Source organism: Clostridium cibarium, from assembly GCF_014836335.1.
GTDB lineage: Bacteria > Bacillota > Clostridia > Clostridiales > Clostridiaceae > Clostridium > Clostridium cibarium.
The window spans coordinates 1-26,063 of sequence record NZ_JACSRA010000032.1 but is presented as its reverse complement, the minus strand read 5'-3'; the positions used below and the strand labels follow the sequence as shown (position 1 = coordinate 26,063).

Annotated in this window: 23 protein-coding genes and 2 riboswitches; of the genes, 2 read left to right on the top strand and 21 right to left on the bottom strand. The window is 30.3% G+C overall.

The genetic code is table 11. The features are described 5' to 3' along the window. Positions 1 to 8 precede the first annotated feature (8 nt). The 6 genes from H9661_RS16550 to H9661_RS16525 are packed head-to-tail and all read right to left on the bottom strand — an operon-like array spanning position 9 to position 3,879. Complete coding sequence (locus tag H9661_RS16550; protein ID WP_191769885.1) at positions 9 to 632, bottom strand: DUF3793 family protein; 624 nt, start codon at positions 630 to 632, stop codon at positions 9 to 11. A 7-nt stretch (positions 633 to 639) separates the two neighbouring features. Beyond that, positions 640 to 1,059: a flavodoxin gene (locus tag H9661_RS16545; protein WP_143317389.1), complete on the bottom strand. Its 420-nt coding sequence runs from the start codon at positions 1,057 to 1,059 to the stop codon at positions 640 to 642. Positions 1,060 to 1,107: 48 nt separating this feature from the next. After that, positions 1,108 to 3,117 carry a ferrous iron transport protein B gene (gene feoB / locus H9661_RS16540; RefSeq protein ID WP_191769883.1) on the bottom strand — a complete coding sequence of 670 codons (2,010 nt, stop codon included), beginning with the start codon at positions 3,115 to 3,117 and terminating at the stop codon, positions 1,108 to 1,110. 42 nt (positions 3,118 to 3,159) lie between these two features. After that, positions 3,160 to 3,381, bottom strand: coding sequence for a FeoA family protein (locus H9661_RS16535; protein ID WP_143317393.1), 222 nt, complete (start codon positions 3,379 to 3,381; stop codon positions 3,160 to 3,162). A 10-nt stretch (positions 3,382 to 3,391) separates the two neighbouring features. Next, complete coding sequence (locus tag H9661_RS16530; RefSeq protein WP_143317395.1) at positions 3,392 to 3,613, bottom strand: FeoA family protein; 222 nt, start codon at positions 3,611 to 3,613, stop codon at positions 3,392 to 3,394. A 2-nt stretch (positions 3,614 to 3,615) separates the two neighbouring features. Next, positions 3,616 to 3,879 carry a FeoC-like transcriptional regulator gene (locus H9661_RS16525; protein WP_143317397.1) on the bottom strand — a complete coding sequence of 88 codons (264 nt, stop codon included), beginning with the start codon at positions 3,877 to 3,879 and terminating at the stop codon, positions 3,616 to 3,618. Positions 3,880 to 4,088: 209 nt separating this feature from the next. Here H9661_RS16525 and H9661_RS16520 point away from each other — a divergent pair, with 209 nt between their 5' ends. Further along, on the top strand, positions 4,089 to 4,298 hold the full coding sequence (locus H9661_RS16520) for a cold-shock protein (RefSeq protein WP_143317398.1): 210 nt from the start codon (positions 4,089 to 4,091) through the stop codon (positions 4,296 to 4,298). 36 nt (positions 4,299 to 4,334) lie between these two features. Here the strand turns inward: H9661_RS16520 and H9661_RS16515 are convergent, their stop codons facing one another. The 6 genes from H9661_RS16515 to H9661_RS16490 form a co-directional block, all read right to left on the bottom strand. Beyond that, positions 4,335 to 4,817, bottom strand: coding sequence for a GNAT family N-acetyltransferase (locus H9661_RS16515; RefSeq protein WP_143317400.1), 483 nt, complete (start codon positions 4,815 to 4,817; stop codon positions 4,335 to 4,337). 69 nt (positions 4,818 to 4,886) lie between these two features. Next, complete coding sequence (locus H9661_RS16510) at positions 4,887 to 5,300, bottom strand: molybdopterin-binding domain-containing protein (protein ID WP_143317402.1); 414 nt, start codon at positions 5,298 to 5,300, stop codon at positions 4,887 to 4,889. Between the two features lie 47 nt (positions 5,301 to 5,347). Beyond that, positions 5,348 to 5,944, bottom strand: coding sequence for a glycosyltransferase family protein (locus H9661_RS16505; protein ID WP_191769881.1), 597 nt, complete (start codon positions 5,942 to 5,944; stop codon positions 5,348 to 5,350). 217 nt (positions 5,945 to 6,161) lie between these two features. After that, positions 6,162 to 8,171, bottom strand: coding sequence for a C40 family peptidase (locus H9661_RS16500; RefSeq protein WP_191769879.1), 2,010 nt, complete (start codon positions 8,169 to 8,171; stop codon positions 6,162 to 6,164). Positions 8,172 to 8,384: 213 nt separating this feature from the next. Further along, positions 8,385 to 8,966, bottom strand: a complete 582-nt coding sequence (locus H9661_RS16495) for an ECF transporter S component (RefSeq protein ID WP_191769877.1) — start codon at positions 8,964 to 8,966, stop codon at positions 8,385 to 8,387. Between the two features lie 115 nt (positions 8,967 to 9,081). Then, a riboswitch (FMN riboswitch) is annotated at positions 9,082 to 9,199 on the bottom strand. 43 nt (positions 9,200 to 9,242) lie between these two features. After that, positions 9,243 to 11,405: a Tex family protein gene (locus tag H9661_RS16490; RefSeq protein ID WP_191769875.1), complete on the bottom strand. Its 2,163-nt coding sequence runs from the start codon at positions 11,403 to 11,405 to the stop codon at positions 9,243 to 9,245. A gap of 561 nt (positions 11,406 to 11,966) precedes the next feature. On the opposite strand from H9661_RS16490, the gene H9661_RS16485 reads away from it, so the two are divergent. Further along, positions 11,967 to 13,319 carry a M28 family metallopeptidase gene (locus H9661_RS16485; RefSeq protein ID WP_191769873.1) on the top strand — a complete coding sequence of 451 codons (1,353 nt, stop codon included), beginning with the start codon at positions 11,967 to 11,969 and terminating at the stop codon, positions 13,317 to 13,319. Positions 13,320 to 13,336: 17 nt separating this feature from the next. Here H9661_RS16485 and H9661_RS16480 read toward each other — a convergent pair whose 3' ends face one another. From H9661_RS16480 to metK, 9 genes are all read right to left on the bottom strand, one after another. Continuing rightward, complete coding sequence (locus tag H9661_RS16480; RefSeq protein WP_143317412.1) at positions 13,337 to 14,050, bottom strand: GNAT family N-acetyltransferase; 714 nt, start codon at positions 14,048 to 14,050, stop codon at positions 13,337 to 13,339. A gap of 72 nt (positions 14,051 to 14,122) precedes the next feature. Next, positions 14,123 to 15,418 carry a uracil permease gene (gene uraA, locus H9661_RS16475; protein ID WP_143317414.1) on the bottom strand — a complete coding sequence of 432 codons (1,296 nt, stop codon included), beginning with the start codon at positions 15,416 to 15,418 and terminating at the stop codon, positions 14,123 to 14,125. Between the two features lie 181 nt (positions 15,419 to 15,599). Beyond that, positions 15,600 to 16,701, bottom strand: a protein-coding gene (prfB, locus tag H9661_RS16470) for a peptide chain release factor 2 (RefSeq protein ID WP_143317416.1) whose coding sequence is annotated in 2 segments (ribosomal slippage) — positions 15,600 to 16,622 and positions 16,624 to 16,701 — 1,101 coding nt in all. Because the reading frame shifts where the segments join, the coding sequence is not laid out codon by codon here. Between the two features lie 59 nt (positions 16,702 to 16,760). Further along, the gene (gene secA / locus H9661_RS16465; RefSeq protein WP_143317417.1) at positions 16,761 to 19,295 is read right to left on the bottom strand and encodes a preprotein translocase subunit SecA; all 2,535 of its coding nucleotides are present in this window, start codon (positions 19,293 to 19,295) and stop codon (positions 16,761 to 16,763) included. Positions 19,296 to 19,488: 193 nt separating this feature from the next. After that, positions 19,489 to 20,025 carry a ribosome hibernation-promoting factor, HPF/YfiA family gene (gene hpf / locus H9661_RS16460; RefSeq protein WP_143317418.1) on the bottom strand — a complete coding sequence of 179 codons (537 nt, stop codon included), beginning with the start codon at positions 20,023 to 20,025 and terminating at the stop codon, positions 19,489 to 19,491. Positions 20,026 to 20,527: 502 nt separating this feature from the next. Then, positions 20,528 to 21,166, bottom strand: a complete 639-nt coding sequence (locus H9661_RS16455; protein ID WP_143317419.1) for a ComF family protein — start codon at positions 21,164 to 21,166, stop codon at positions 20,528 to 20,530. Beyond that, on the bottom strand, positions 21,139 to 22,155 hold the full coding sequence (locus H9661_RS16450; protein ID WP_143317420.1) for a hypothetical protein: 1,017 nt from the start codon (positions 22,153 to 22,155) through the stop codon (positions 21,139 to 21,141). Before H9661_RS16450 ends, H9661_RS16455 begins: the two co-directional genes overlap by 28 nt. Positions 22,156 to 22,171: 16 nt before the next feature. Beyond that, complete coding sequence (gene recD2 / locus H9661_RS16445) at positions 22,172 to 24,394, bottom strand: SF1B family DNA helicase RecD2 (protein WP_143317421.1); 2,223 nt, start codon at positions 24,392 to 24,394, stop codon at positions 22,172 to 22,174. Positions 24,395 to 24,529: 135 nt separating this feature from the next. Beyond that, on the bottom strand, positions 24,530 to 25,705 hold the full coding sequence (gene metK / locus H9661_RS16440; RefSeq protein ID WP_143317422.1) for a methionine adenosyltransferase: 1,176 nt from the start codon (positions 25,703 to 25,705) through the stop codon (positions 24,530 to 24,532). 69 nt (positions 25,706 to 25,774) lie between these two features. Beyond that, positions 25,775 to 25,877, bottom strand: a riboswitch (SAM riboswitch). Positions 25,878 to 26,063: the final 186 nt, after the last annotated feature.

The following is a 26,063-nucleotide window of genomic DNA, read 5'->3' as shown; positions in this document are numbered from 1 at the left end:
TGTACTCTTTAGGGAGAATAGAAAAAGTTCTTTATATTAAAAGCAAGGTCACGCGAATTATTTCCTTTTAATATATTACTTAAAGTATATTCTTTTACTTTGTCATATTGACTAAATATTTCTTTTGCTCTGTTGCAGTCATTATAAACTTTCCAGTAACCGCAAATCAAACATTTTTTCTTTGTACATTCCATAAAATCTTTAACATCTTTTATTGGTATACCTAGGAATAATCCTAATTCATGAGGACAGTGATATAAATCATACCTTTCTTTTAAGGTTTGAATATATATACTAATATCCTCTTTACTTGTATATCCTAACTTCATTAAGAACTTTTTATGTTCTTCTTCAAATATATATTTTCCAAGTGATTCTTTATTGTAAAGCATCACTATTATAGCATCTTCACTTTCTCTTAACTCAACAAATTGTAAATCTATGTTTCTTACAAATTCTCTACCATAGCTTACCCATTTTGAATAAGTATTATCACCTGATTTTTTTAATGTAACTGTAGAAGCAGGCTTTATCCCTGCTACTACCTGTGAAATATTGAATAATAAAAAGTTTTCTATATAATCTTTATCATCCATCAAATTTAGTTTACTGTAAAAATCTAAGTACTTCATATCATTATTATAGACTAGCTATTTGTCTGCCAAATTCTCTACATTTCTCTTCATCTGAACTCTCTGGCTCATTTTCTACCATTAATAAATCTAATGTTGATTGGCATCCATAAGAAATCATTCTTTCTTCAAAATTTCTAAGCCAAGTTCCATCTCCCCAGCCATAAGATCCAAATAAAGCAACCTTCTTTCCTGATACTTTTGAAGATATTTCTTCTATAAAAGGTTCAAACTCACCCTCTTCTAGTACTTCATCGCCCATTGCTGGACAACCTAAGATTATAATTTCTTCTTCATTAAAAATATCTGAATTAGCATCACTTACATTAATTATATCTACTGATTTTCCTTTTTCAGTTATACCTTCTCCAATTAAATTTGCCATCTTTTCTGTATTTCCTGTTCCTGACCAATAAACAATTTTCATTTTAACTCCTCCTAATTTATATAGATATTCATTCTCAACAATATATTCTTATGCAAATCCTAACAATGATCCGACTTGGTAAACTAGTACAGATGCTATCCATGCCACAACGAAAGTATAGGATGCTGCAAATATTGTCCACTTCCAAGAATTTGTTTCTCTCTTTATTGCCCCTAATGCAACTAAACAAGGTGTATATAATAATGCCATTACCATAAATGATATAGCTGATAAAGGCGTAAATATACTTTGAATTGCTGTTGTTAATTCTGGTCCTTCTTCAACTCCTGCATAAATCAATCCCATAGTAGCTACTACTGATTCTTTAGCTAATATACCTGTTAAAAGAGACACCCCTGCTTGCCATGTTCCAAATCCAGCCAAAGTAAATATTGGTGCTATAACTCCTCCTATTATTCCAAGCAATGATTCTTGACTATTAGGTTCTACACCAACCGGGAAATTTGATAAGAATGTTAACAAAATCATAACAGGTAAAATTATAACTCCTGCCTTTTTAATGAATGCTCCTGCTTTTTCCCACATAAGTAAAACAACATTCTTAATAGATGGTATTTTATAGCTTGGAAGTTCCATAACAAAGTATGAAGCCTCTCCTTTAAATAAAGTTTTACTGAATATTTTACCCATAATAAGTGCTACAATTAATCCTGTTGCATAGATTGCAAATAAAATTAATCCTTGATTTTCTTCAAAAAATGCACTTATAAATAATGCATATATAGGTAATCTTGCCCCACAAGAAACGAAAGGATTAATAAGTATTGCTATCATTCTGTCTTTTTTATTCTCTAATGTTCTTGTAGACATTATTCCCGGTACATTGCACCCTGTACTAACTAGCATCGATACAAATGTTTTTCCATGTAAGCCTAGACTTCTCATAAGTCTATCCATAACATATGCTGCTCTTGCCATGTATCCACTATCTTCCAATAATCCAATTAGGACATACATAACCATTATTAATGGCAAAAATGCTAGTACACTTCCTACTCCTCCAAAAACGCCATCTCCTATAAGATTAACTAGTATATCTGGAGCCCCTATATTTGCAAGCATATTAGATACACTATCTCCAAGACTTCCTATTAGCCCATCTACTATATCCTGAAGTCCCGCCCCTGCTATAAATGTAATTTCATATAATATATACATAATAACTGCAAATATAGGTATTCCTAAAAACTTATTTGTTACTATTTTGTCTATTTTATCTGTAATTGTTTCTTTACCATTTTCTTTTCTAACTATAATATTTGAAACCAAACTTGATATAAAAGAATATCTTTCATTTACTATAGCCATTTCTCCTTCAAAACCAACCTTTTCTTCTATTTCTTTATTACAAAATTCAAGCTTATCATTAATCGATTTATTCTCAGAAACTTTTAGTTCATTTTTAATATGCTCATCATTCTCTAATAACTTTATAGCTGCCCATTCTGAAGTAAAATTAGTATTATTTGCATTTTCTTCTATAGTTTTTGCTAAAGCTTCTATCTCATCATTTATACTTTGACCATAATCTATTTTAATTTTTGAAGGTTTTATGTCCTCACTAATACTAATTTTTATTAACTCTTCGATTCCCTTTGATTTTAAAGCAACTGTAGGAATTACTGGAACTCCTAATTTTTTAGCAAGCTCTTTTATATTAATTTCTATTTGCTTATTTTCTGCCTCATCCATCATATTTAATGCTATTACAACCTTAGCTCCCATTTCCAATAACTGAATGGTAAGATATAGATTTCTCTCAATGTTAGTTGCATCTATTACATTAATAACTACATCAGGTTTATCATTAACTATATAATTTCTCGCAATAACCTCATCTTCTGAATATGCTCCTAAACTATAGGTTCCTGGCAAATCAACTACAGTATATTCTTTACCTTGGTATTTCAATATACCTTCCTTTTTTTCTACTGTAACTCCTGGCCAATTACCTACATGCTGTCTTGCTTTTGTTAAAATATTAAATAAACTTGTTTTCCCACAATTAGGATTACCAGCTAATGCTATTGTCTTCATTTTACTCCCCTTCTGATATTGAAACTTATTATCAATAATTTGCTAAATTGATATCATTACTTTTTGTGCTATACTTTTATCTATAGCAAATCTACTTTCATCTATAGCAACTATTATGCTTCTTCCATCATTTTTAATTATTCTTATCTTATTTCCTGATATAAGTCCTAGTTCACTTAATCTTTTCCCTAGACCATCTTTCATCGAAATTGATTTAACTTCAACTTCTTTACCTTCATCTGCTAAGTTCATTGGCAGTATCATATAACCACCTCTACTCTCCAGCTACTACCATAGCTTCATTTTTTCTTAACGTTAGCTTATATCCTCTTACTAGAACTTCCATCGGATCACCAAAAGGTGCTCTCCCAGTAACTTGAAGCTCTACTCCTGGTGTTATTCCCATATCCAAGAGCTTTCTTCTTACTGGACTATTTTTTTGGATATTGTTAACTTTCATCTTCTCTCCAACCTGTAATTGATCCAAAGTACTCATAACTACCTCCCAATTTTATTTAATAATTCATAACCTTTTTTAGTTATTTCCCAATCTACCTTATCATTTAATTTCTTAGTACTACATCCACAAGAACACTTCTCGCATGCAGACATATCACATGATATTTTCGCAATATAGCCCATATTTATAAGCTTATTTTTAAAATCATCAACCATAGATTCCTGAAGATTAAATTCTCTAGCTATTACTCTACTAGAAAAATTACCTTCCCTGTTAATAAACTCTAATACTTTATTTAACATTAACTCACTCCCTTTGGCATAGATGCTTGATTTTTCTTCTCGTTATTGATATTGTACATCAACTGATAATTAATTTCAACTATTTCTTTTGATTTTTATTTTATTCATAAATATACAAACTTCTATAATTTTTACTACAAATTATTAAGAGTAAAATTTATTATTTAGCCAATACTATATATATACTTAAATGCAAGGAGAGATTAATAATGTCAAGTAGAACTGGTACAGTAAAATGGTTTAACACTGAAAAAGGTTATGGATTTATTTCCGGTGATGATGGTAATGATGTTTTTGTGCATCATTCCCAATTAAAAACCCAAGGTCCTAATAAAGATTTACAGGAAGGCGAAAATGTATCTTTCGATGTTGAAAATGGAGAAAAAGGGCCTATGGCTGTAAATGTTCAAAAGTTATAATAAAGAAGCTGTCTCAATTTTGAGACAGCTTCTTTATTATAAAAGTAGATGCCAAGAACCAACATCTAGCCACTTTTCTTGTTTATACCCAACTTCTTTATAATAAGCTACGTTTTTGAAACCAAATTTTTCATGTAATGATACACTTACATCATTTGGCATAGTTATTACTGAAACAAGTGTATGTATTCCCGCTTCTCTACATCGCTTCAACAATTCTTCCATTAACTTAGTTCCTACTCCTTTTCCTTTTTCATTAATATCTAAATATATAGTTACTTCTTTAGTTAAATCAAAGGCAGCTTTTGACCTCCATTCACTAACATATGCATAACCTATTACTCTATTATTTTCTTCATATACAATCCAAGGATCTCTATTTATATGCTTTTTAATTTTCTCTTTCATATCATTTAGCTCTATTTTTTCCATATCAAAAGTAATACAAGTATTCAATATGTAATAATTATTAATCTTCGCAATATCTTTTGAATCTTCTATCTTAACATTCCTTATCATACTTATCCTCCTTTTCTAATATAAGTATACCAAAAATTAAAGGTTGTAGAAAAATCATTTCTACAACCTTTATTCTTTTATCGACTTTATTGCTTCTTTAACAATATCAATTTCGATTTCTTCTGTATTATCTACATTAACAATTAAAGTCTCCCCTCTTACTCCTAAATCTAAATTTTTTTTATTAATTAAATCTAATCTTTCCTTAAATATTGTCATTCCCTCATCAAATATTGATATCCCATCATCAACTTCTCTACCTAAACTATTAGAATTAACTGTAACTACTAATTCAACTCCATATTCATCACAGCATTTTATTAAAAACCGCTTAAATATATCTTTAATTTCTGGAACTATAGTATATGCAGTTATATCAAATTTATTTTTTCTTAGCAAGTCAACTAAATATTTACCCATTATATCTTCTTCTTCTCCTGTATATCCCTTATCACTTATTACGATAACACACGCCTTATACATAACTCCTCCTATTTAACTGTTACTTTACTACTATAATACATAATTTATTAATAAATTATGTTATTGTATCCACATTCACTTAATTCTTTTTCTTTTATTAATAAATAGTCTTCTATAGCATTTATATTTATGAAAACATCTTCATTTCTTGGAAAAATATATCTCACACTTATATTACTATACAGGTCATCAAAAGATTTATTTCCATTCTCTATCATCATTTTCAAATAAGGTAATACAGCCTTATCATATATAGCGCAAAAACTTTGAATTTTACTCATTGCAAATGGTACCAATACTTGTTCTTTAAAATTAATTATGCCCATATAATCTAAAAATCTTTTGCTTATTAACGGCATATTACATGAAAGCACTAATGCCTTAGAATTTCTAATTTTATTTAATGCTTTATAAATACTAATCATAGCTATCATTTCTGAACTTGTAACCTTTTTCTCTTTGTTATAATACCTTAACATTTCATTAGCTTGATTTAAAATTATTATTTCATCATAATTTCTTACAGACTCTAAAATAATTTCTAAGTATCTCCTGTCTTTGTACTCACTTAACTTTTTACCCCTCATCTCCTTATTTATCTCAGTCATGCCATAAAGAATTATTGCAGACTTTCCAATTTTCATTTTTATCACCCTTTGTTATTATTTATTTTCTCCCCCAATCCCCTACATCGTTAATTATTTTATATTATCTCCAATATATTTTTTTTACCTTTGTACAAATTAAAAATTTCTGGAACATTATATACATATTCTTAATTTGTAAATATATTCAAACAAAAAAGATCCTATAATAAATTTTCTTTACTATAAGATCTTATAATTACCTTAACTTGTTATTCTATCCTAAAATTCTTCTAGCTCTACCAATTTTACTCCAAGGAACATTTACTATTCTAACATTTGAACTACTATTTGGAGCTTCTATCCATTGTCCATTTCCTATATACATTCCAACATGTTCTAGACTTGAGTAAAACAACAAGTCTCCTGGTTTTAAATCTGAAAGTGAAACTTCTGTTCCATCTCCTATCTGATCCCAAGTGGTTCTACCTATCGATATGCCAGCTTGTTTGTATCCCCATTGCATAAGTCCTGAGCAATCAAAAGCTCTATATCCCTGATTTACATAACTTGCAGCTCTATTATAAAAACCCCCTGCTGCTTTAATCGGATATAAGCTCCTAAGGCTATTTAAAAGAGTTGTGGTTAAGGACTCACCATCTCCTCCCCAAACATAAGGACTTCCTAATTGCGATTTCATAGCATTAAATATTGAGTAGAACGTTGATGTATTATTTGTATGTTCATCACTAGTACTAGAATTTACAACCTTAATATACTCACTGCTTACATATCCAGCTTGTCCATTAAAGTTTATCTTAATCCACTGTCCACGCTTACCTGTTATATTAACTATTTGATTATTTAATAAATATCCTAAAACTGTTGAATTTGTGCCTGCACTAGATCTTACTCTTAAATTGCTAGTTATATTTATAACCTGCCCTTTTTGATTAGATATAACTTCTTCTGAATGATTTGTGCTATCACTTGAACCAGATGTCTCTCTTACATAATCTCCTGATACATATCCTGTTACTGAACCTGTTCTTATATTATACCAATTTCCACTCTTTCCTATTATATCAAAGCCTTCACCGTTTCTTAAAGAACCTATTACTTTCGAACTTGTGCTTGCTGATTGTCTTATGTTTAAGCTATTTGTTATATTGGTTACTTGTCCTCTTCCACTCGCAGCTTGCTGAGGAGTACTGCTAGGAACAGAGTTTCCTGATACTTCTTTTACATAATCTCCTGATACATATCCTGTTACCGAACCTGTTCTTATATTATACCAATTTCCGCTTTTTCCTATTATGTCAAAGTTTTCACCATTTCTTAAAGAACCTAATACTCTCGAACTTGTGCTTGCTGATTGTCTTATGTTTAAGCTATTTGTTACATTTGTTACTTGTCCTCTTCCACTTGCTGTAAAATTTTCTTGTGTTTCAGCTTTTGTATTTACTGGTGTTGCATTTTCTTTTTGAACATATTCTTTTGAAACATATCCATCTGAATTGTTAAAGGAAATTTTATACCAATCTCCATTTTCACCTGTTATACCAACTTCTTGTCCGTTTAATATATAACCTAAAATAGATGAAGAAGTAGAAGGACTTGTCCTAACTCTTAAATTAGATGTTATATTAACTACTTTTCCTTTTACCCCAGATTTTACTTCAACTTGTGGTTCAGGTTTATTTTGTATACTTGAACTATCTACTTCTTTTACATATTCACCATTTATAAAACCTATTGTGTTTTGTGATTTTATATTATACCAACCATTACTATTTGATATAATCTCAAATGTATCACCATTTCTTAATGATCCAATTACAGCTGAACCTGTGCTTGCTGATTGTCTTATATTTAAACTACTTGTTATATTTATTACTTGTCCTTTTTTTTCAGATGTAACTACAGTATTTGAAAGAGATTCATTTAAATTTATATAATCTTTTGAAACATACCCTTCTCTCCCATTAAAAGATATCCTATACCAACCACCTTTTTCTGAGTTAACCTCAATTTCTTGTCCATTATATAAATATCCAATAGTATCATAGTTAGTTCCTGCATCTGAACGAACTCTAAGATTAGTGCTTATATTAACCACTTTTCCTTTAGTAACACTTTTTAATGCCATACTACTTTTAGTTAACTCGCCAGTTTTAATATTACCAGCATTGTTTTCAGTTGCATGTACAGTATTGCTAGATAAACTTATCCCTCCTGCAATTGCCGATGATGCAACTACAAGTTTCATTATTTTATTTCTTTTCATAACTTATCTCCTTCAATCTGTAATACTTAATATATATCAATTTCACTTTACAAAAAGTCACTTATTATTCATATATGAATATATTATACCATATTATTCTTTTTCTAACCTTATTATCGAATAATTTACCAAAAAAATAAGACCCTTTTGACAAATTTCTCATTTTTCAAAAAGGTCTTAAAAAATTAATATCCTATAAACTTTTTATAATATCTATATTTCTCTAGTTTTTCTAACTTCAGGTTCTACCTTAAATATTGCTACAGATACTCTCTTATAAACTAAGAACGTAATAACAGAAACTAGAACGGCCTTAATTCCATTAAAAGGTAATAAACCTGCAGTAACATAATTCATCAATTGTGATGGTTCCATTGCCATACCATAAGCAGGTAATAAGAAATATACATTAGCTACTATTGCAAATACCTCCATAAATAATGCCCCTACTATCATACCAATAACAGCATTTTTTTTGCTCTTTCTTCTATTGTATATAATTGTTGCTGGTAAAATAAATGATATTCCAATTATAAAGTTAGCAACTTCTCCCACTCCACCAGTTTGAGTACCTCTAAGTAGTAAGAACAATAATATCTTTATTCCTTCAATAACTATTCCAGCAATAGGACCAAATGCAAAAGCACCCATAAGTACTGGCAATTCACTAATATCCATCTTTAACCAACCGAAAGCAGGCAATATTGGAACTTCAATATACATTAGAATCACTGCTATAGCTGACAATAATGAAATTTTAATTAATTTGTTTAATCGTGTGTTTAAATTATTCATTTTAACCCTCCAATTTTTTCTCCTAGGGTGGATGTTAAAAACAAATAAAGCCCTGACATTCTACGTCAGGGCTAATGATAACAAATTCATTAGAATTATCTTTCTAACTATTGTATGTTATCTTCTCTCATCCAGACTATACTGTCGGCTCCGGAATTTAACCGAATCAACTAAAAACTTAGCTCGCGGGCTATACCGCCGGTGAGGACTTACACCTCGCCCTGAAGACTTTTTTGTTTACATTATACACCTATTTTAAAATTGTTGCAATATATACTATTCTATGTCTTTCATTGTTAATCCTATTCTCTTACGTTTAGTATCTACTTCCAATATCTTAACCTTAACTATGTCTCCAACTTTAACTATATCCAGAGGATGCTTAACAAATCTATCTGCCATTTGGCTCTTATGAACCAATCCGTCTTGGTGAACTCCTATATCAACAAATGCTCCAAAGTCAGATACATTTCTTACTGTTCCCATAAGAACCATTCCTGCTGATAAATCTTTAAGATCTACAACCCCAGTTTTTAAAATCGGCTTTGGCATTTCATCTCTAGGATCTCTACCAGGCTTTTGAAGTTCTTTAATAATATCCTTTAATGTTAATTCACCAATTTCAAAATCTTTTTCAATATTATTTAATCCTTTATTTTTTACTCTCTCTTCTATATCTTCTAATTTCTTATTCTTCAAATCATCCGCTGAGTATCCTAATATCTCCATAAGTTTTTTTGCTTCACTGTATGACTCTGGATGAACTGATGTATTATCTAAAGGTTCTTTACTCTCTGCTACTCTTAAAAAACCTGCACACTGTTCATAAGCTTTTTGCCCTAATCTTTTAACTTTTAAAAGTTCTTTTCTACTTTTAAATCCACCTTGTTCATCTCTATAATCTACAATATTTTTTGCAATAGCTGCATTAATACCTGAAATATATGTTAGTAATGATGGTGTTGCAGTATTTAAATCAACTCCAACTTTATTTACCGAATCTTCTACTACTCCTTTAAGAGATTCTTCTAATCTCTTTTGGGTAACATCATGTTGGTACTGTCCTACTCCTATAGCTTTAGGATCTATCTTTACAAGCTCTGCTAGTGGATCTTGAAGTCTTCTACCTATTGATATAGCGCCTCTAACTGTTACATCAAGATCAGGATATTCTTTAGTTGCAAGTTCAGAAGCTGAGTAAACAGAAGCTCCAGCTTCTGATACTATGACATATGCTAATTCTTTACCAGTATCTTCTTTAATCTCTGCAATCATCTCAGATATAACTTCTTCTGATTCTCTTGAGGCAGTTCCATTACCTAATGATATAACATCTACATCGTATTTTTTTATAAGAGCTTTCAAAGTCTTTTTAGTTCCTTCTATATCTTTTCTTGGAACAGTTGGATATACCGCAACATTTTCTAAGAACTTTCCTGTTGCATCTAAAATAGCAACTTTACACCCAGTTCTAAACCCTGGATCATATCCCATAACTACTTTCCCTTTTATAGGAGCTTGCATTAATAATGCCTTTAAATTTTCCTTAAAAACCATTATAGCTCCAACTTCACCCTTATCAGTAAGCTCACTTCTAATTTCTCTTTCTATTGATGGAAAAACCAATCTCTTATAGGCATCTCTTATAGCAAGCTTTAATTTTTCGTCTGTAGTTTCATTCTTTTTAAGAAGCTCTCTCTCCAAATAGCTAATTACTTTATCTTCACTTAAAGTAACCTTTACAGAAAGAATCTTTTCTTTTTCTCCTCTATTTATAGCCAATATTCTATGAGGCGGGATCTTCTTTACTTCTTCACTATAATCATAATACATTTCATAAGGAGTTGGTTCTTCTGATTCACCTTTTGACTCAATGTAACCTTCTCTCATTACTAATTCTCTTATGAACTTTCTATATTTTGCTTCTTCTGAAATTCCTTCAGCTATTATATCTAAAGCTCCTAAAATTGCATCTTCAGCTTTTTCAACGCCTTTATCTTCACTTACATATTTTAAAGCTTCTTCTTCCAAATCTCCCTTAAACTTTCCCTCAAAAATCAAATTAGCTAATGGCTCTAACCCTTTTTCCTTAGCTATAGTTGCTCTAGTTCTCTTCTTAGGTTTGTAAGGTCTATATATATCTTCAACTTCTGTCAAGGTTTCTGCTTTTCCTAAAGCTAAAGTTATTTCTTCTGTAAGTTTTCCTTGTTCTTCAATAAGTCTTGATACATCAGACTTTCTTTCTTCTAAGTTTCTTAAATATGATAATCTTTCAGCTAGCTTTCTTAGCACTTCATCTGAAAGTCCACCTGTCTTTTCTTTTCTATATCGAGCAATAAATGGTACAGTATTACCCTCATCTAACATTTCAATAACATTATTAACTTGACCAAGCTTTAATTCTAATTCTTTAGCCAATCTTTCTTCTATTTTTATCATAAGTCCCTCCTTATAAAATAAACGCAATACTTCTATTATAAACTTTTTTCTATTTTAAATAAATAATTTGTAAATTAATTCATATTAACTCTTTCATTATCTTTTATATTATGTAACCTTCTGATATAATTTAACTGTAAATATTTTACAGTAGGTGATTGTATGAATAAAATGATTTTAAAAACCGTTTCTTTATGTTTAGTTATTTTAATCCTACTTCTTGTACTGGATTACTTCAAGATTATTACTTTTACAAAAGTCATTAGAGAAATTCTTTCTTTACTTACACTTATACTGACAGTTTTTTCATCAACAGCAGTAATCTGTACAAGTAAATCTGGATTAAACAAATTTCTTAACTACATTATTTTATCTTCTATAACCCTTGGACTAGTGATTTACATTATAAATGGCGAACTTAATAATATACTTTATGTATCCCTCCTGTTTACTACTATATACGCCCTTATGGACATGCTATTTAAAAGGCCAGCATAATCTATTCATATTGTTTCCTCTAAATTAATATTATTAAGTAAAATACTAATTTGAGGAAACATAATGAAAAAATTATATTTTACCATCACAATCATTTCATTGTTAGGCTTAATGACATCTGCATTGCTAAAACTTTCATACTACGAATTTAAACCTTGGAATGTGAAAAGTACTATTGAACATTTTTCATCAAAGGATTTTAAAGGAAGGCTTGCAGGAACTGAATCTAATGAAAAAGTTGGAGCCGAAATTGAAAATACTTTTAAAAAATATAACTTAAAGCCCTTTGAAGAAGATTTTAACGTTAAGGTCCCTCTTCCAAATGATAAAAAATGTTCTTTACAATTACTTAACGGCTCAGCCGTCATTAAAAATTTTATTCTTGGTGAAGATTTTAAGGAAGATTTTCTTTCTTTTAGAAATTCATCTATAGATTTTTCAAAAAAAGATAGAATTGATATATACCCTAAATCATTTTCTATTTTTAAAGATAACATAGAGTATCTATTTTATGTTAATTTTGATAAAAACTTTTCATTTAGAAGCTCTTTTTCTCCAAATTCAAAATATGGATTTGTAATTGAAATTAATACTTCTACATTCAACTCTCTATTAGATTCACTTAGAGAAGGATATACTTTACATGTTGATCTTCCTTACTCAGTCCATGAAGAAAAAGTTTGTAATATAGTTGGAAAGATAGAAGGTTCTTCTGACTCATTGCCACCCCTTATACTCACTGCTCATTATGATCATATAGGTACTGACTCTCTAGGCAATGTTTATTATGGTGCTTTAGATAATGCTTCTGGTATTTCTTTTTTATTAGAGCTTGCTAAAAGCTACTCTACGTTAAAAGCACCAAAAAGAGATATAATTTTTGTTGCTTTAAATGGAGAGGAAATAGGACTAACGGGATCTAAATACTTTGCTAGTGAATACAAAGATACTTTGGCTGGAGCTGAAGTAATTAATTTTGATATGATAGGTGTAGATAATGTACCTATAACGTTAATGTCAGGAGAAAATTCTACTAAAGATTCTTCTAAATTATTAAGTTCTCTTGAAAACATATGTAACATAAAAAAGCTTAAATTTGCTAAATCATATCAGAATTCTAGTGATCATGCCGAATTCGTAAATAATGGTTTTGATTCATTAACCATATCAAATTGTGATTTAACTAATATCCACACACCTAGAGACACTGTAGACAAAATTTCTACAAAAGCAATTAAAAATACTTATGAACTAGTAAGATGTAAGATCATTGATTACGCTTATGACGATAAGTCTCTAATATTTTATAATAGCAAAACACTATTATTTTTTTCCTTATCATCCTTTTCATTAGTTGGTTTTAAATTAGCAAATTATAATAATAGAAAAAATACACCGACTATTTATAAGTCTTAATAAATAGTCGGTGTGTTCTATTTCATTAACCAATATATTTTGTCATTGCATATTTCAAATCCTAGCTTTTTTTGTAGACCTAGTGATTTTTCATTTTCTTCCCTCACTTCACCGTAAGGAATTCGGCCTTCTTTTAGAGCTTTATTAGTAGCTTCTGCTTGAAGAATTGTAGCTATCCCCATTCCTCTATATTCTTCTAAAACCTCTAAAAGCCCAATAGATCCTTCTTCATGATTTCCAATAAAGCCACATAACTTCTCATTAATAAACGCACCTAACATGTTTTCACTTTCAATTCTTTCTTCTATGTATTCTTTCCCAACTAAATCTATACTAGAATAACTACTAACTACTATATCTAAATTTTCTTTTGTTAATTTTCTTACTTCTATTTCGCCTCTTGGTATCTCTATTAATAACTTCTTTGTCCATACTGAATAGTAACATGCTATATTAAAATTAGAATTGATTCTATTCTCTATAAGTTTACAACAAAAATCTTGATGGACTACAACCATTTCGGCTTCAAAGGGGATAAGCTTTATCATCCTCTCAGCTATTTCTAAATTTTCTGCTGATAACATATATATAAGGGAGTACTTATCTTGTATAAGTACTCCTTCTGAAGAAGCAAATAATATATCAACATTTCCTCTTCGTATGCATTCAATCATATCTACATTTAAAATATAGTTTTTATATAACATGCTATTTGCTATATCTTCACTCATTTCTCTCCCCGCTTCACTCTTATAAATTAAAAAATCCTGTAGAATTCTTTTAAATAATTCTACAGGATTTTTTTATGGTTCTTCGTTCATTATCCCTAACTTATCAAATATGATAAATAATATACTTATTATCATACCAACAATTGTTGCAAGTCCCATTCCCTTAAATTGAACTGACCCTATTGATAAGGTAATACCACTTAATCCAACAATAAATATTATTGATGTAATAATTAAGTTTCTTGACTTCGAAAAATCAACTTTTTCTTCTATGAAAGTTCTTAATCCTGATGTAGCTATTGTTCCAAATAATAACATACTAATTCCACCTACTACAGGCATAGGTATAGTATTAATCAAAGCTGCCATCTTACCTGAGAACCCTAATATAATTGACAGTAAACCAGCCCCACAAATAACATAAACACTATATACTTTTGTTAATGCTAGAACTCCAATATTTTCTCCATAAGTTGTTGTTGGTACTGATCCAAAAAATCCTGATAACATAGTTGATAATCCATCTCCAAGTAACGATCTATTAAGTCCAGGATCTTTAGTTAAATCTTTTCCTACTATACTGCTAGTTACTTTTAAATGACCGATATGTTCTGCTATTACTACAAATGCTGCCGGTACTATCGTAATTATTGCTTGAACATCAAAATGCGCTACTTTTATGTTAGGTAGTATAAAGAATTTCGCTTCCATTACTGGTGTAAAATCTACTAATCCCATAAAGCAAGCTGTTATGTACCCTACTATTACTCCAATAAGTATTGGAATAACTTTTAAAAATCCTTTTAACAATACATTACCTAAAATTACAGTTCCCAAGGTTACCATGGATACTATAACCCAAGTTCCATTAAATTCTGTAGTATTGCTTCCTCCAACTGGGAATCCTGCCATATCCGCAGCTGAACTTGCTAACTCTAGCCCTATTATAGTAACTATTGCCCCCATAGCTGCTGGCGGAAACAATCTGTTTATCCAACCTACTCCAAAATATCCTATAATAATTGCAACTATAGTAAATACACATCCAGTGGCAACAAATCCACTTTGGATAGTTTGAAAATCATAGCCTTGGCTCATTAATAAAAATACTGGTGCTAAAAAGGCAAAACTTGATCCTAAATATGCAGGTATTTTCTTTTTAGTTACAAATGCGTACAAAAGTGTTCCAATTCCATTAAAGAATAACACTGTTGTCGGATCTATCTTGAAAAGTATTGGTACCAAAACTGATGATCCAAACATAGCAAATAAATGTTGAATGCTTAGTGGTATAGCTCTCTTTAAAGGAACTTTTTCTGTTACATCTATGACTAACATTTCATCCTCTGACCTTCTTTTTTCTTCCATAAGTCTTCTCTCCTTATTTTTTTACACAATTTCTATTATAACTAACTTTTATCATATTATCTACACTAAGCAACAATATTATTTGCTTTCTAAATTTTTTATTATATCCTCTTTCTTTTAACTTTTTATATAGCAGAAAAGGCATAACTTAATACTCAATTTAAGTTATGCCTTGAAGTGCTTAATTACTATTTGAAAGGTACCCATTAATAAAATTATCTATTTCCCCATCCATAACAGCCGTTACATTAGATGTTTCAATATTAGTTCTATGATCTTTTACCATACTATATGGATGAAACACGTATGACCTTATTTGACTTCCCCATCCCATATCTCTAAGTTCACCTGTTAAATCTTCAATCTTCTCCTTATGAGCTCTTTCCTTTAATTCTATAAGCTTTGCCTTAAGCATAGCCATAGCAGTATCGCGATTAGAGAATTGACTTCTTTCATTTTGACATTGCACTACTATTCCAGTAGGGATATGCGTTATTCTTATAGCTGATTCCGTCTTATTAACGTGCTGTCCTCCAGCTCCACTAGCCCTATAAGTATCAACTTTTAAATCTTCTGATCTAATATCTATATCTTGATCTTTAGTAAGTTCAGGAAGCACTTCCACAGATGCAAAGGAAGTTTGTCTTTTTCCATTTGCATTAAATGGAGATATTCTAACTAACCTATGAATTCCCTTTTCAGCTTTTAAGTATCCATAAGCATGTTCACCCTTAATGCTTAGCGTAACACTTTTGATTCCAGCTTCTTCTCCATACAATAAATCCAAAGTTTCAACTTTATAACCTTTTTTATCACACCATCTAGTATACATTCTAAGGAGCATTTCAGTCCAATCATTTGCATCTGATCCTCCAACTCCAGAATGTAGTGTTAATATAACATTATTGTTATCATACTCTCCAGATAATAACAATTCTATCTTGTATGCTTGAATCTCTTTTTCCAGAGCTTTAATTTCATCAATTATCTCTTTTGCAGAATCTTCATCATCTTCATCCATTAGTTCTTTTAATACTTCTATATCTTCAACTCTTGAAACTAAATTATTGTGCCTATCTAACTTATCTTTTAATCTTTTACTTTCTTTAGTCACTTCTTCTGCTCTTTTAATATCTTCCCAGAAACCATTTTCCTGCATTTGAAGATCTAATTCATTTATCTTTTTTTCTAAAGCTTCCTTGTCAAAGTGAAGCCCCCATTTCTTTTATATTTTCTTTGATACTTGAAAGTTTACTCATCTCTTTTTCTAATTCAATTAACATATAAATTTCACCCCTCATTAATTAGAGGTTAACCTAATTAGGCTAACCTCTATTATTCATTATACTTCCCTACCGCAGCAGTTCTTATACTTTTTACCACTTCCACAAGGACAAGGATCATTTCTACCTATTTCTACTTTCTTTCTTACAGGTTCTCTCTTTGTTGATGGTGATTCTCCGTCACTAGCCCCTGCATGTGATGCACCTGTCTCTTGTACTACTCTTTCTCTTTCTGGAGCCTTCTCCATTTGAACATGGAATATATATCTAACTGTATCTAGCTTAATGCTTGCTATCATTTCATCAAACATTTCACTACCTTCCATTTGATAAGCTTGAACTGGATCTTGTTGCTTAAATGCCTTTAATCCCATTCCTTGCTTTAAATGATCCATATTATCTATATGATCCATCCACTTAGTATCAACATTTCTAAGAAGAATTACTCTTTCAATTTCTCTCATTCTCTCTGAACCAAATTCAGCTTCTTTTCCTTCATATATATCATTTGCTATAGATATATATTTATCTATAATTTCTTCATTAGAAAGATCCATAAGTTCTTCAATATCTACTTTGTTTGAAGGAATACAAATATCATTTAGATATGCAACTAATTTCTTCATTTCAGTTTCTATATCTTCAGATCCTTGCTCTACTCCATTTAAATGTACATTAACTGCATTAGTTATTATTTCTTTAGTCATATTTAAAATTTGTTCTTTAATGTCTTTACCTTCAAGAACTTCCGCCCTTTGACCATAAATAACTTCTCTTTGTACATTCATTACATCGTCATATCCTAGTAATGTCTTTCTTATATTAAAGTTATTACCTTCAACTTTCTTTTGAGCATTTTCTATTTGCTTTGTAATAACCCTATTCTCAATAGCATCATCATCTCCAAGTCCTAACTTTTCAACAATTCCTTGCATTCTATCAGACCCGAATCTTCTCATAAGTTCGTCTTCTAGTGATATATAGAATTGAGATGAACCTGGGTCACCTTGTCTACCAGAACGACCTCTTAATTGATTATCTATTCTTCTAGACTCATGTCTTTCAGTACCTATAATCTTAAGTCCGCCTACTTCTACAACATCTTCTCCAAGCTTAATATCAGTACCTCTACCAGCCATATTAGTTGCTATTGTAACCATACCAAGCTCACCAGCATGACTAATTATTTCAGCTTCTTGCTCATGATATTTAGCATTTAACACTTGATGAGGTATGCCTTTTTTCTTCAACACCTTAGAAAGTTCTTCTGATTTCTCTATACTTACAGTACCCACAAGTACAGGTTGACCTGTTTTATGAGTTTCTGCTATCTCATTAGCTATAGCATTAAATTTACCTTTTTCATTCATGTAAATTACATCTGATTTATCTATTCTTTGAACTTCTCTATGTGTAGGAACAACGATAACATCTAAACCATAAATTTCTTGAAATTCACTAGCCTCTGTTAATGCAGTACCAGTCATACCAGATAATTTCTTATACATTCTGAAGTAATTTTGGAATGTAATAGTTGCAAGTGTTTTAGATTCTCTAGCAATCTTAACACCTTCTTTAGCTTCTATAGCTTGATGAAGACCATCTGAATATCTTCTTCCTTCCATAAGTCTTCCTGTAAATTCATCAACAATTACAACTTCTCCATCTTTAACCATGTAATCTTTATCTTTTTTCATAGTTACATTAGCTTTTAACGCTTGTGTTACGTAATGTTGAAGAGACATATTATCAGCATCAGCATAGTTTTCAACTTTAAATGTTTTTTCCGCTTTATGTATACCTGATTCTGTTAACATAACTGCTTTTGCTTCTTCATCAATAGTATAATCTTCTTCAGATTTTAAACTCTTTACAAAATAGTCTGCCACTTTATAAAATTCTGTAGACTTTTCTCCTGCTCCTGAAATAATAAGAGGAGTTCTAGCTTCATCAATAAGTATGGAGTCAACTTCATCTACAATACAGAAATTAAGTTCTCTTTGAACTCTTTCTTCTTTATATATAACCATATTATCTCTTAAATAATCAAATCCAAACTCATTATTTGTTCCATAAGTTATATCAGCACCATATGCTTCTCTTCTTTGATCATTTGTAAGACCATGAACAATAACGCCTGTTGTTAATCCTAAGAATTCATATACTTGCCCCATCCATTCTCTGTCTCTTGATGCAAGGTAATCATTAACTGTTATTACATGAACTCCTTTTCCACTTAAGGCATTTAAATAAGCTGGTAAAGTTGCAACTAATGTTTTACCTTCACCTGTTTTCATTTCAGCTATTCTTCCTTGATGTAACACTGTTCCACCAATTACTTGTTCTCTATAATGTTTCATTCCAAGAACTCTACCTGAAGCTTCTCTAACTACTGCAAATGCTTCCACTAGTATATCATCTAATGTTTCTCCATCTTCAAGTCTCTTTTTAAATTCTGAAGTTTTTGCCTTTAGCTCTTCATCTGTAAGCTTTTGCATCTCCCCATCTAAGGCTTCAACTTTATCTGCAATAGGCTTTATTTTATTTACTTCTCTTTCAGTATATGATTTAAATAAACCACCTAATAATCCCATAATTTCATCCTTTCAAAATTTATTCTCTGTATATTATGATAATAGTATACTGTGCTTCTTTAAATTATAACATTTAACGCCGAGTATTATCAAGAAATATAGTTATATATTAACAAAGATTTATAAATTAGTCTAATCTTTCCCATACTTTGATAACAAAAAACCTATGGTTACCCATAGGTTTTACTAAATACTATCTATATTCTGGTTCTATCAAACCATAATTTCCATCTTTTCTTTTATAAGTAACGCTAACTTTATTTGTTTCTGCATCTTGATATACGAAAAAGTTATGTCCTAAAAGCTCCATTTGCAAAATCGCCTCATCAACTGACATTGGTTTCACATTAAAACTTTTTGTCTTTACTATCTTTTGCTGTTCTTCTTCTTCAACCTTTATATCACTCGCATTAAAGGATGGATACCTTAGTGATCCTCCTGTATTTTTTCTAGAAAGTTTTGTTCTCTGCTTTCTTATTTGTCTTTCTAACTTATCTTCTACTAAATCAATAGATTTATACATATCATCAGTACTTTCTTCGCTTCTTAATATAACTCCATTAAAAGGAATAGTGACTTCGATGATTTGTCTATTCTTTTGTACACTCAATGTTACTTTTGCTTCAACTTCCGGGCTAAAATATCTTTCTAACTTAGATATTTTTTTCTCAACACTTTCCTTTAGTGCAGATGTTAATTGAATATTCTTTGCCATTACATTTACTTTCATATTTCCAGCCCCTCTCATACGTTTAAAATTGTTTAAAACTTATATTATCTTCTTTTACTATATTTTAACCTTTTCTTAATAGAAACTCAATATTACTTTTCAGAATTTACAGAATATTATGTAATATTCTCTTTTCTATTCTCTCTATTTCTTTTATTTTCATATTTTTATGACAAGTTAGTTTATCTTTAACAAAAAAAATTTGCATATAATTAATAATAATAATTTAATATTATTACAAATTATATACAAACTTATAACTCTTATTTATTCAAATTTACATTAGTAAAGCTAGCTGACCTGGTCTTTGACCCCACACTCGCCTGCTGGAACTTTCGCTACCCAGATTTAACTTCTCACTACTAATCCTCTCAACTTTTATAGCTGGCAGGGCTTACTTCTATACCGCACCATGCTCCCTAGAACTTTGTCTAGCTTACGTGGATCGTTTTGCCTGCGACTAGCATCGACTTTCAACCACAGACCTAGCCTTACATTAATATTATATATGAGATTTAGCAAGAGTCAATGTTTTTATTTCTATAGCTCCACTTTCTTTTAAAACTCTTATACCTTCATTGATAGTAGACCCCGTCGTAATAACATCATCAATAAGTATAAATTTTCTACCCTTTACTTTACTTATATCTTTAACAGCAAATGCTCCTGCCATATTTTCAGTTCTTTCTTCTTTATTTAATGTTTTCTGTACCCTAGTATCTTTAATTTTCTTTAATGTATCTATAATTTTAAATCCATTTCTCCACCCGATCTCCTGAGCTAAATATTCACACTGATTAAATCCATATTTCTTTAATCGTTCTTTACTAATTGGTATAAAAGTTATATAGTAATCTCTTTCAAAACTTAAAATTTTCTCTTCAGCTAGTTTAACTAAGATTTCTCCAGCCGTAAAATCTTTTTTATATTTAAATTTTAATATTAATTCCTTAAGAACTCCTTTATAGTATCCAACACAAAGCTCTTTATCAAAACATGGCATTATATCATTTCTACAATTATTACATATACCATTAACTTCTTCTTTTCTACATATTATACATTTATCTTCTTTAGGATATATTAATTCTAAAACGCCTAAATATATATCTTTTAAAAAACCATAGAATTTCTTTTCCATATCATTTTGTTAAAATCTCTAGCCATGTCTTTTGCTTTATCCATATCCTCAGACACATCTTTTGAAACAAATAACATTTCTGGTACCACATCATTTATCTTAGAAATACTTCCACATAAATATATTAAATTTTTATAATTATATCTATTATTATCAGCAAAAAGAACTATAGCAGCTTCAAACCTTGAATCTTCTAACGAAACCTCCATATAATCTGTTATTATAAATATTGCCTTATCTTTTATTTTTAAACTGCTATTTATATATTTTTTCCTATCATCTTTTGAAAACTTAATTATTTTTGCTCCATCAAGTTTTAATTTATCTATATAATAATCATATACAGCTTCTAATTTCTCCTTATCTGGAACGAATATAACCACTCTCTTTTTTTCATCTCTAAACCATTTTAAATAATCATATAAAATGTATGGTATATCTTTATTTAAATCAATCCTTGTTGTAATCATTCTAGGCTCAACAATTAACATTTCTTTGCAGACACTTGCTAATTCAAATCTCTCTCCTATTTTTATAACAAGTTCAACTGTATATAATATAGATCTCTCTGATATTTCTAAGGTATTCTCATACGCACCCTTTAAGTTAAATTTGCTTAGATATGAATAACTTGTTATATCATCGAATATTGCTAACTTAAACTTTCTTTTAACTTTTGAAATATTTTTATAGTTCAAAAATAAAATATCTGAATCACCACTACCATCTTCTGTATATCCATAAGTAACATTTATCTTAAATGATTTTAATTTTCCAATTAATTCTTTAACTTCTCCGTCTTTGCCCCAAATGTAAAGTATTTTCCCTTCATCTTTAATCACTTCCAATATTATATCTACAAATATTAAAGATGAATTAAAAGGTATAGTAACAATAGACAAACTCTTCAATTTTTTTTTATACCAAGAACTAATTCTTTTTACACCGTGATTAAATTCTTCATAAACTATCATATCCTTTTTATTCATACATGCACCTTCCAGATTAACTTAAAGCATCGTTACATAACAAATCCTTTATCCTTAATTCCAATGTAGAATATCTCTCCATACTTTCAGTATTAGTTACCATGTACTGAAGAGCTCTTGAATACCCTACAACTGTTAACAATTCCTTCGCTCTTGTAATACCTGTATACAGTAAATTTCTATTCATTAAAAAAGGTGATCCCATAAAAGCTGGAATTATAACGACTTTAAACTCACTACCTTGACTTTTATGTATTGTTATTGCATAAGCAAGTTCTAATTCTTCCGTACTTTCTGAATCATAAACAACTTTTTTTTCATCATCAAACACTACGGTTAATGTGCGTCCATCTTCACTTATACTTTTGATAAACCCCATATCCCCATTAAATACGCCTTCACCTTCTATAGATTCACCTTCTGACAACAAACTCCATTTAATAGAATAATTATTTTTCGTTTGCATAACCTTGTCACCTTCTCTTAAGATAAGGTTTCTTTGCTTCTTTTCCTTTTTTTCTTTTGATGGTGGGTTTAATATTTCTTGCAATTTTTCATTTAAATTCAACACTCCAAGTATACCTTTCTTCATTGGAGTAAGAACTTGAATATCTTTTCTTTTATCCCAATTCCTATTAAAATTTGGCAATCTTCTATTAATTAAATCTAAAAGAACCTGTAGTATACTCTCCATATTATCTTCTTTAATAAAATAAAAATCCTTATCTTTTCTATTTAATAGAGGCATTTCCCCCTGATTTATTCTATGAGCATTTGTTATAATTAAACTTTCTGCTCCTTGCCTAAATATTTCTTTTAATCTTACAACTTTAATAAGTCCACTATTAATTAAGTCTTTAAGAACATTACCAGCACCAACTGAAGGAAGTTGGTCCACGTCTCCTACAACTATTAACCTAGTCCCTAACCTTATAGCCTTTAATAAATTATTCATCAAAAAAATATCTATCATAGATGCCTCATCTATAATTACTACATCTCCATCTAATGGTTCATAGGAATCATTACCTATATCTGTATTTTCTTCACCAGCTCCTATATCTAACAGCCTATGAATTGTCTTCGCTTCTCTGCCTGTAGATTCACTCATTCGTTTTGCTGCTCTTCCTGTAGGTGCTGCTAATAATACTTTCATTCCCTGGTTCTCATATATATCAATTATTGATTTTATTATTGTTGTTTTTCCAGTTCCAGGTCCTCCAGTAATAATCTCAATCCCATCAGTAAATGCTCCTATAATAGCTTCCTTTTGTGATGCTGCTAATCTAATCTCTTGCTTTTTTTCAAATACTTCTATTTCAAATTCTATATCAGTATTAATAGTTTGATAATTTTCTAATGACAGTTTAGCTATCTTTTCGGTTATTCCTAGTTCACTATAGTAATAAACAGGAATAAAAACAGCTTCTACATTATTAATTTTTTGTATTATAAGTTGATTTTCTAATGAGGCATTATATATATTCTCTTCAATAAGCTCTTCTTTAACTCTTATTAATTCCTTTGTTTCTTCTATAACTAATTTCTTAGGCATATATGTATTTCCAGAAGAACAAAATCTATTTATTATAAAATCAATTCCACTCTTTATCCTTGAATCTGATTCTCTATCTATTCCAATTGATTCTGCTAACTTATCTGCAGTTAAAAAACCTATTCCTTTTATCTCCTTACAAAGTATGTATGGATTTTTTTGTACTATTTCTTTAGCATTGGGTCCAAACTTTTTATAAATCTTCAAACATTGCCCATGACTTATCCCTTGCCCTTGAAAATATATCATTATATCTTTTAAATCATGTTGTTCTAAATATGACTCGCATATAATACTAAATTTCTTATCTCCTATTCCTTCAATTTCCTTTAATCTATTAATATTGTTATCAAGTACATCAATTGTATCTTCTCCAAAATGTTCTATTATCTTTTTGGCGGTAACCGGTCCAATTCCTCTTATGATTCCCGAAGATAGATATTTTTCTATTCCATCAATAGTATCTGGCACTATTTCTTCACATTTTGTTATACTAAATTGTTCTCCAAATTGTTTATGTACCTTCCATGAACCAGTTAACTTAACATGTTGCCCTTCTCTAAGAAAAGGTACTGTTCCAACAGCAGTAACTGTTTTATTATTTGAATTAACTTTTACAACAACATATCCAGTATCTTCACTTTTAAAAACAATGCCTTCTATAAAGCCTTCAACTACATCCATACTATCTCTTCTCCAAATCTTGTGCCTTTATTTTAATTTACTTTGTTTATTATAATTATAGCATAGGATATTAATAATTTGCCCATTAATCAAAAAAGGAACTGACTCAAAAATTTCTGAATCAGTTCCTTTTTATTATAATAAATTCTTGATTTCCTCAACCTTGTTAAGTTGTTCCCAAGGAAGATTTACATCTGTTCTTCCAAAGTGTCCATATGCTGCAGTTTGCTTGTAGATTGGTCTTCTTAAATCCAAGTCTCTTATTATTGCTCCTGGTCTTAAGTCAAATACCTTTTCTACTATTGAAACTAATGTTTCTTCATCAACTTTACCTGTTCCAAAAGTATCTATTTCTATAGATACTGGTTTAGCAACTCCAATTGCATAGGCTAATTGAATTTCAAGCTTATCTGCTACTCCTGCTGCTACTAAGTTCTTTGCAACCCATCTTGCTGCATAAGCTGCTGATCTATCAACCTTAGTTGGATCTTTTCCAGAAAATGCTCCACCACCGTGTCTTCCATATCCACCATAAGTATCCACGATAATCTTTCTTCCTGTTAATCCTGAATCTCCTTGAGGTCCACCAACTACAAATCTGCCAGTTGGATTAATATAATACTTAGTATTTTCATCTAACAATTCTGCTGGAATCACTTCATTTATAACATATTTCATTAGATCCTTTTCTATTTGTTCTAATGTAACATCTTCACCATGTTGTGTTGAAATAACTATTGCATCAATTCTTTTAGGTTTATTATCTTCATATTCAACTGTAACTTGAGTTTTACCATCTGGTCTTAAATAATTTAAAGTACCATTCTTTCTTACTTCTGTAAGTCTTCTTGAAAGTCTATGAGCCATAGCTATTGGAAGTGGCATAAATTCTGGTGTTTCATTTGTAGCAAAACCAAACATCATACCTTGGTCTCCAGCACCTACTGCTTCTACATCATCCTTTTCACCTTTTCTTGCCTCTAATGCTTCATCAACACCCATAGCTATATCAGCTGATTGTTCATCTATAGTAGTCATAACGGAACAAGTATCGCAATCAAAACCATACTTTGCTCTATCATATCCTATTTCTCTTACTGTTTCTCTAACAACTTTAGGAATATCAACATAACAGTTTGTTGTTATCTCTCCCATAACCATTACCATACCTGTTGTTGTACATGTTTCACAAGCTACCCTTGCATTTGGATCTTTTGAAAGAATTGCATCTAAAACTGCATCTGATACCTGATCACATATTTTATCTGGATGTCCTTCTGTAACTGATTCTGAAGTAAATAATCTTTTCATTTTCATCTTCCTTTCCTTGTTTTTCTACAATAAAAAAACTCTTCACAGAGAAGAGAATTGCAATAATCTCTCTCATCTCGTAGATATTAAACCTACAGGAATTGGCACCTTGTTATTTTAACAGGTTGCCGGGTTTCATCGGGCCCTTTCCCTCCACCTCTCTTGATAAGAGTTTTCATATTCTATTTAACTGTATTTTAGCATATTAATATTAAAATTACAACACTATAATTTCAACAAATATAACTTGCATAAAAAAAGCAAGAACATTCTTGCTTAAGTGGTGGATGAGGATGGATTCGAACCATCGAAGCAACTTGCAACAGATTTACAGTCTGCCCCCTTTGGCCACTCGGGA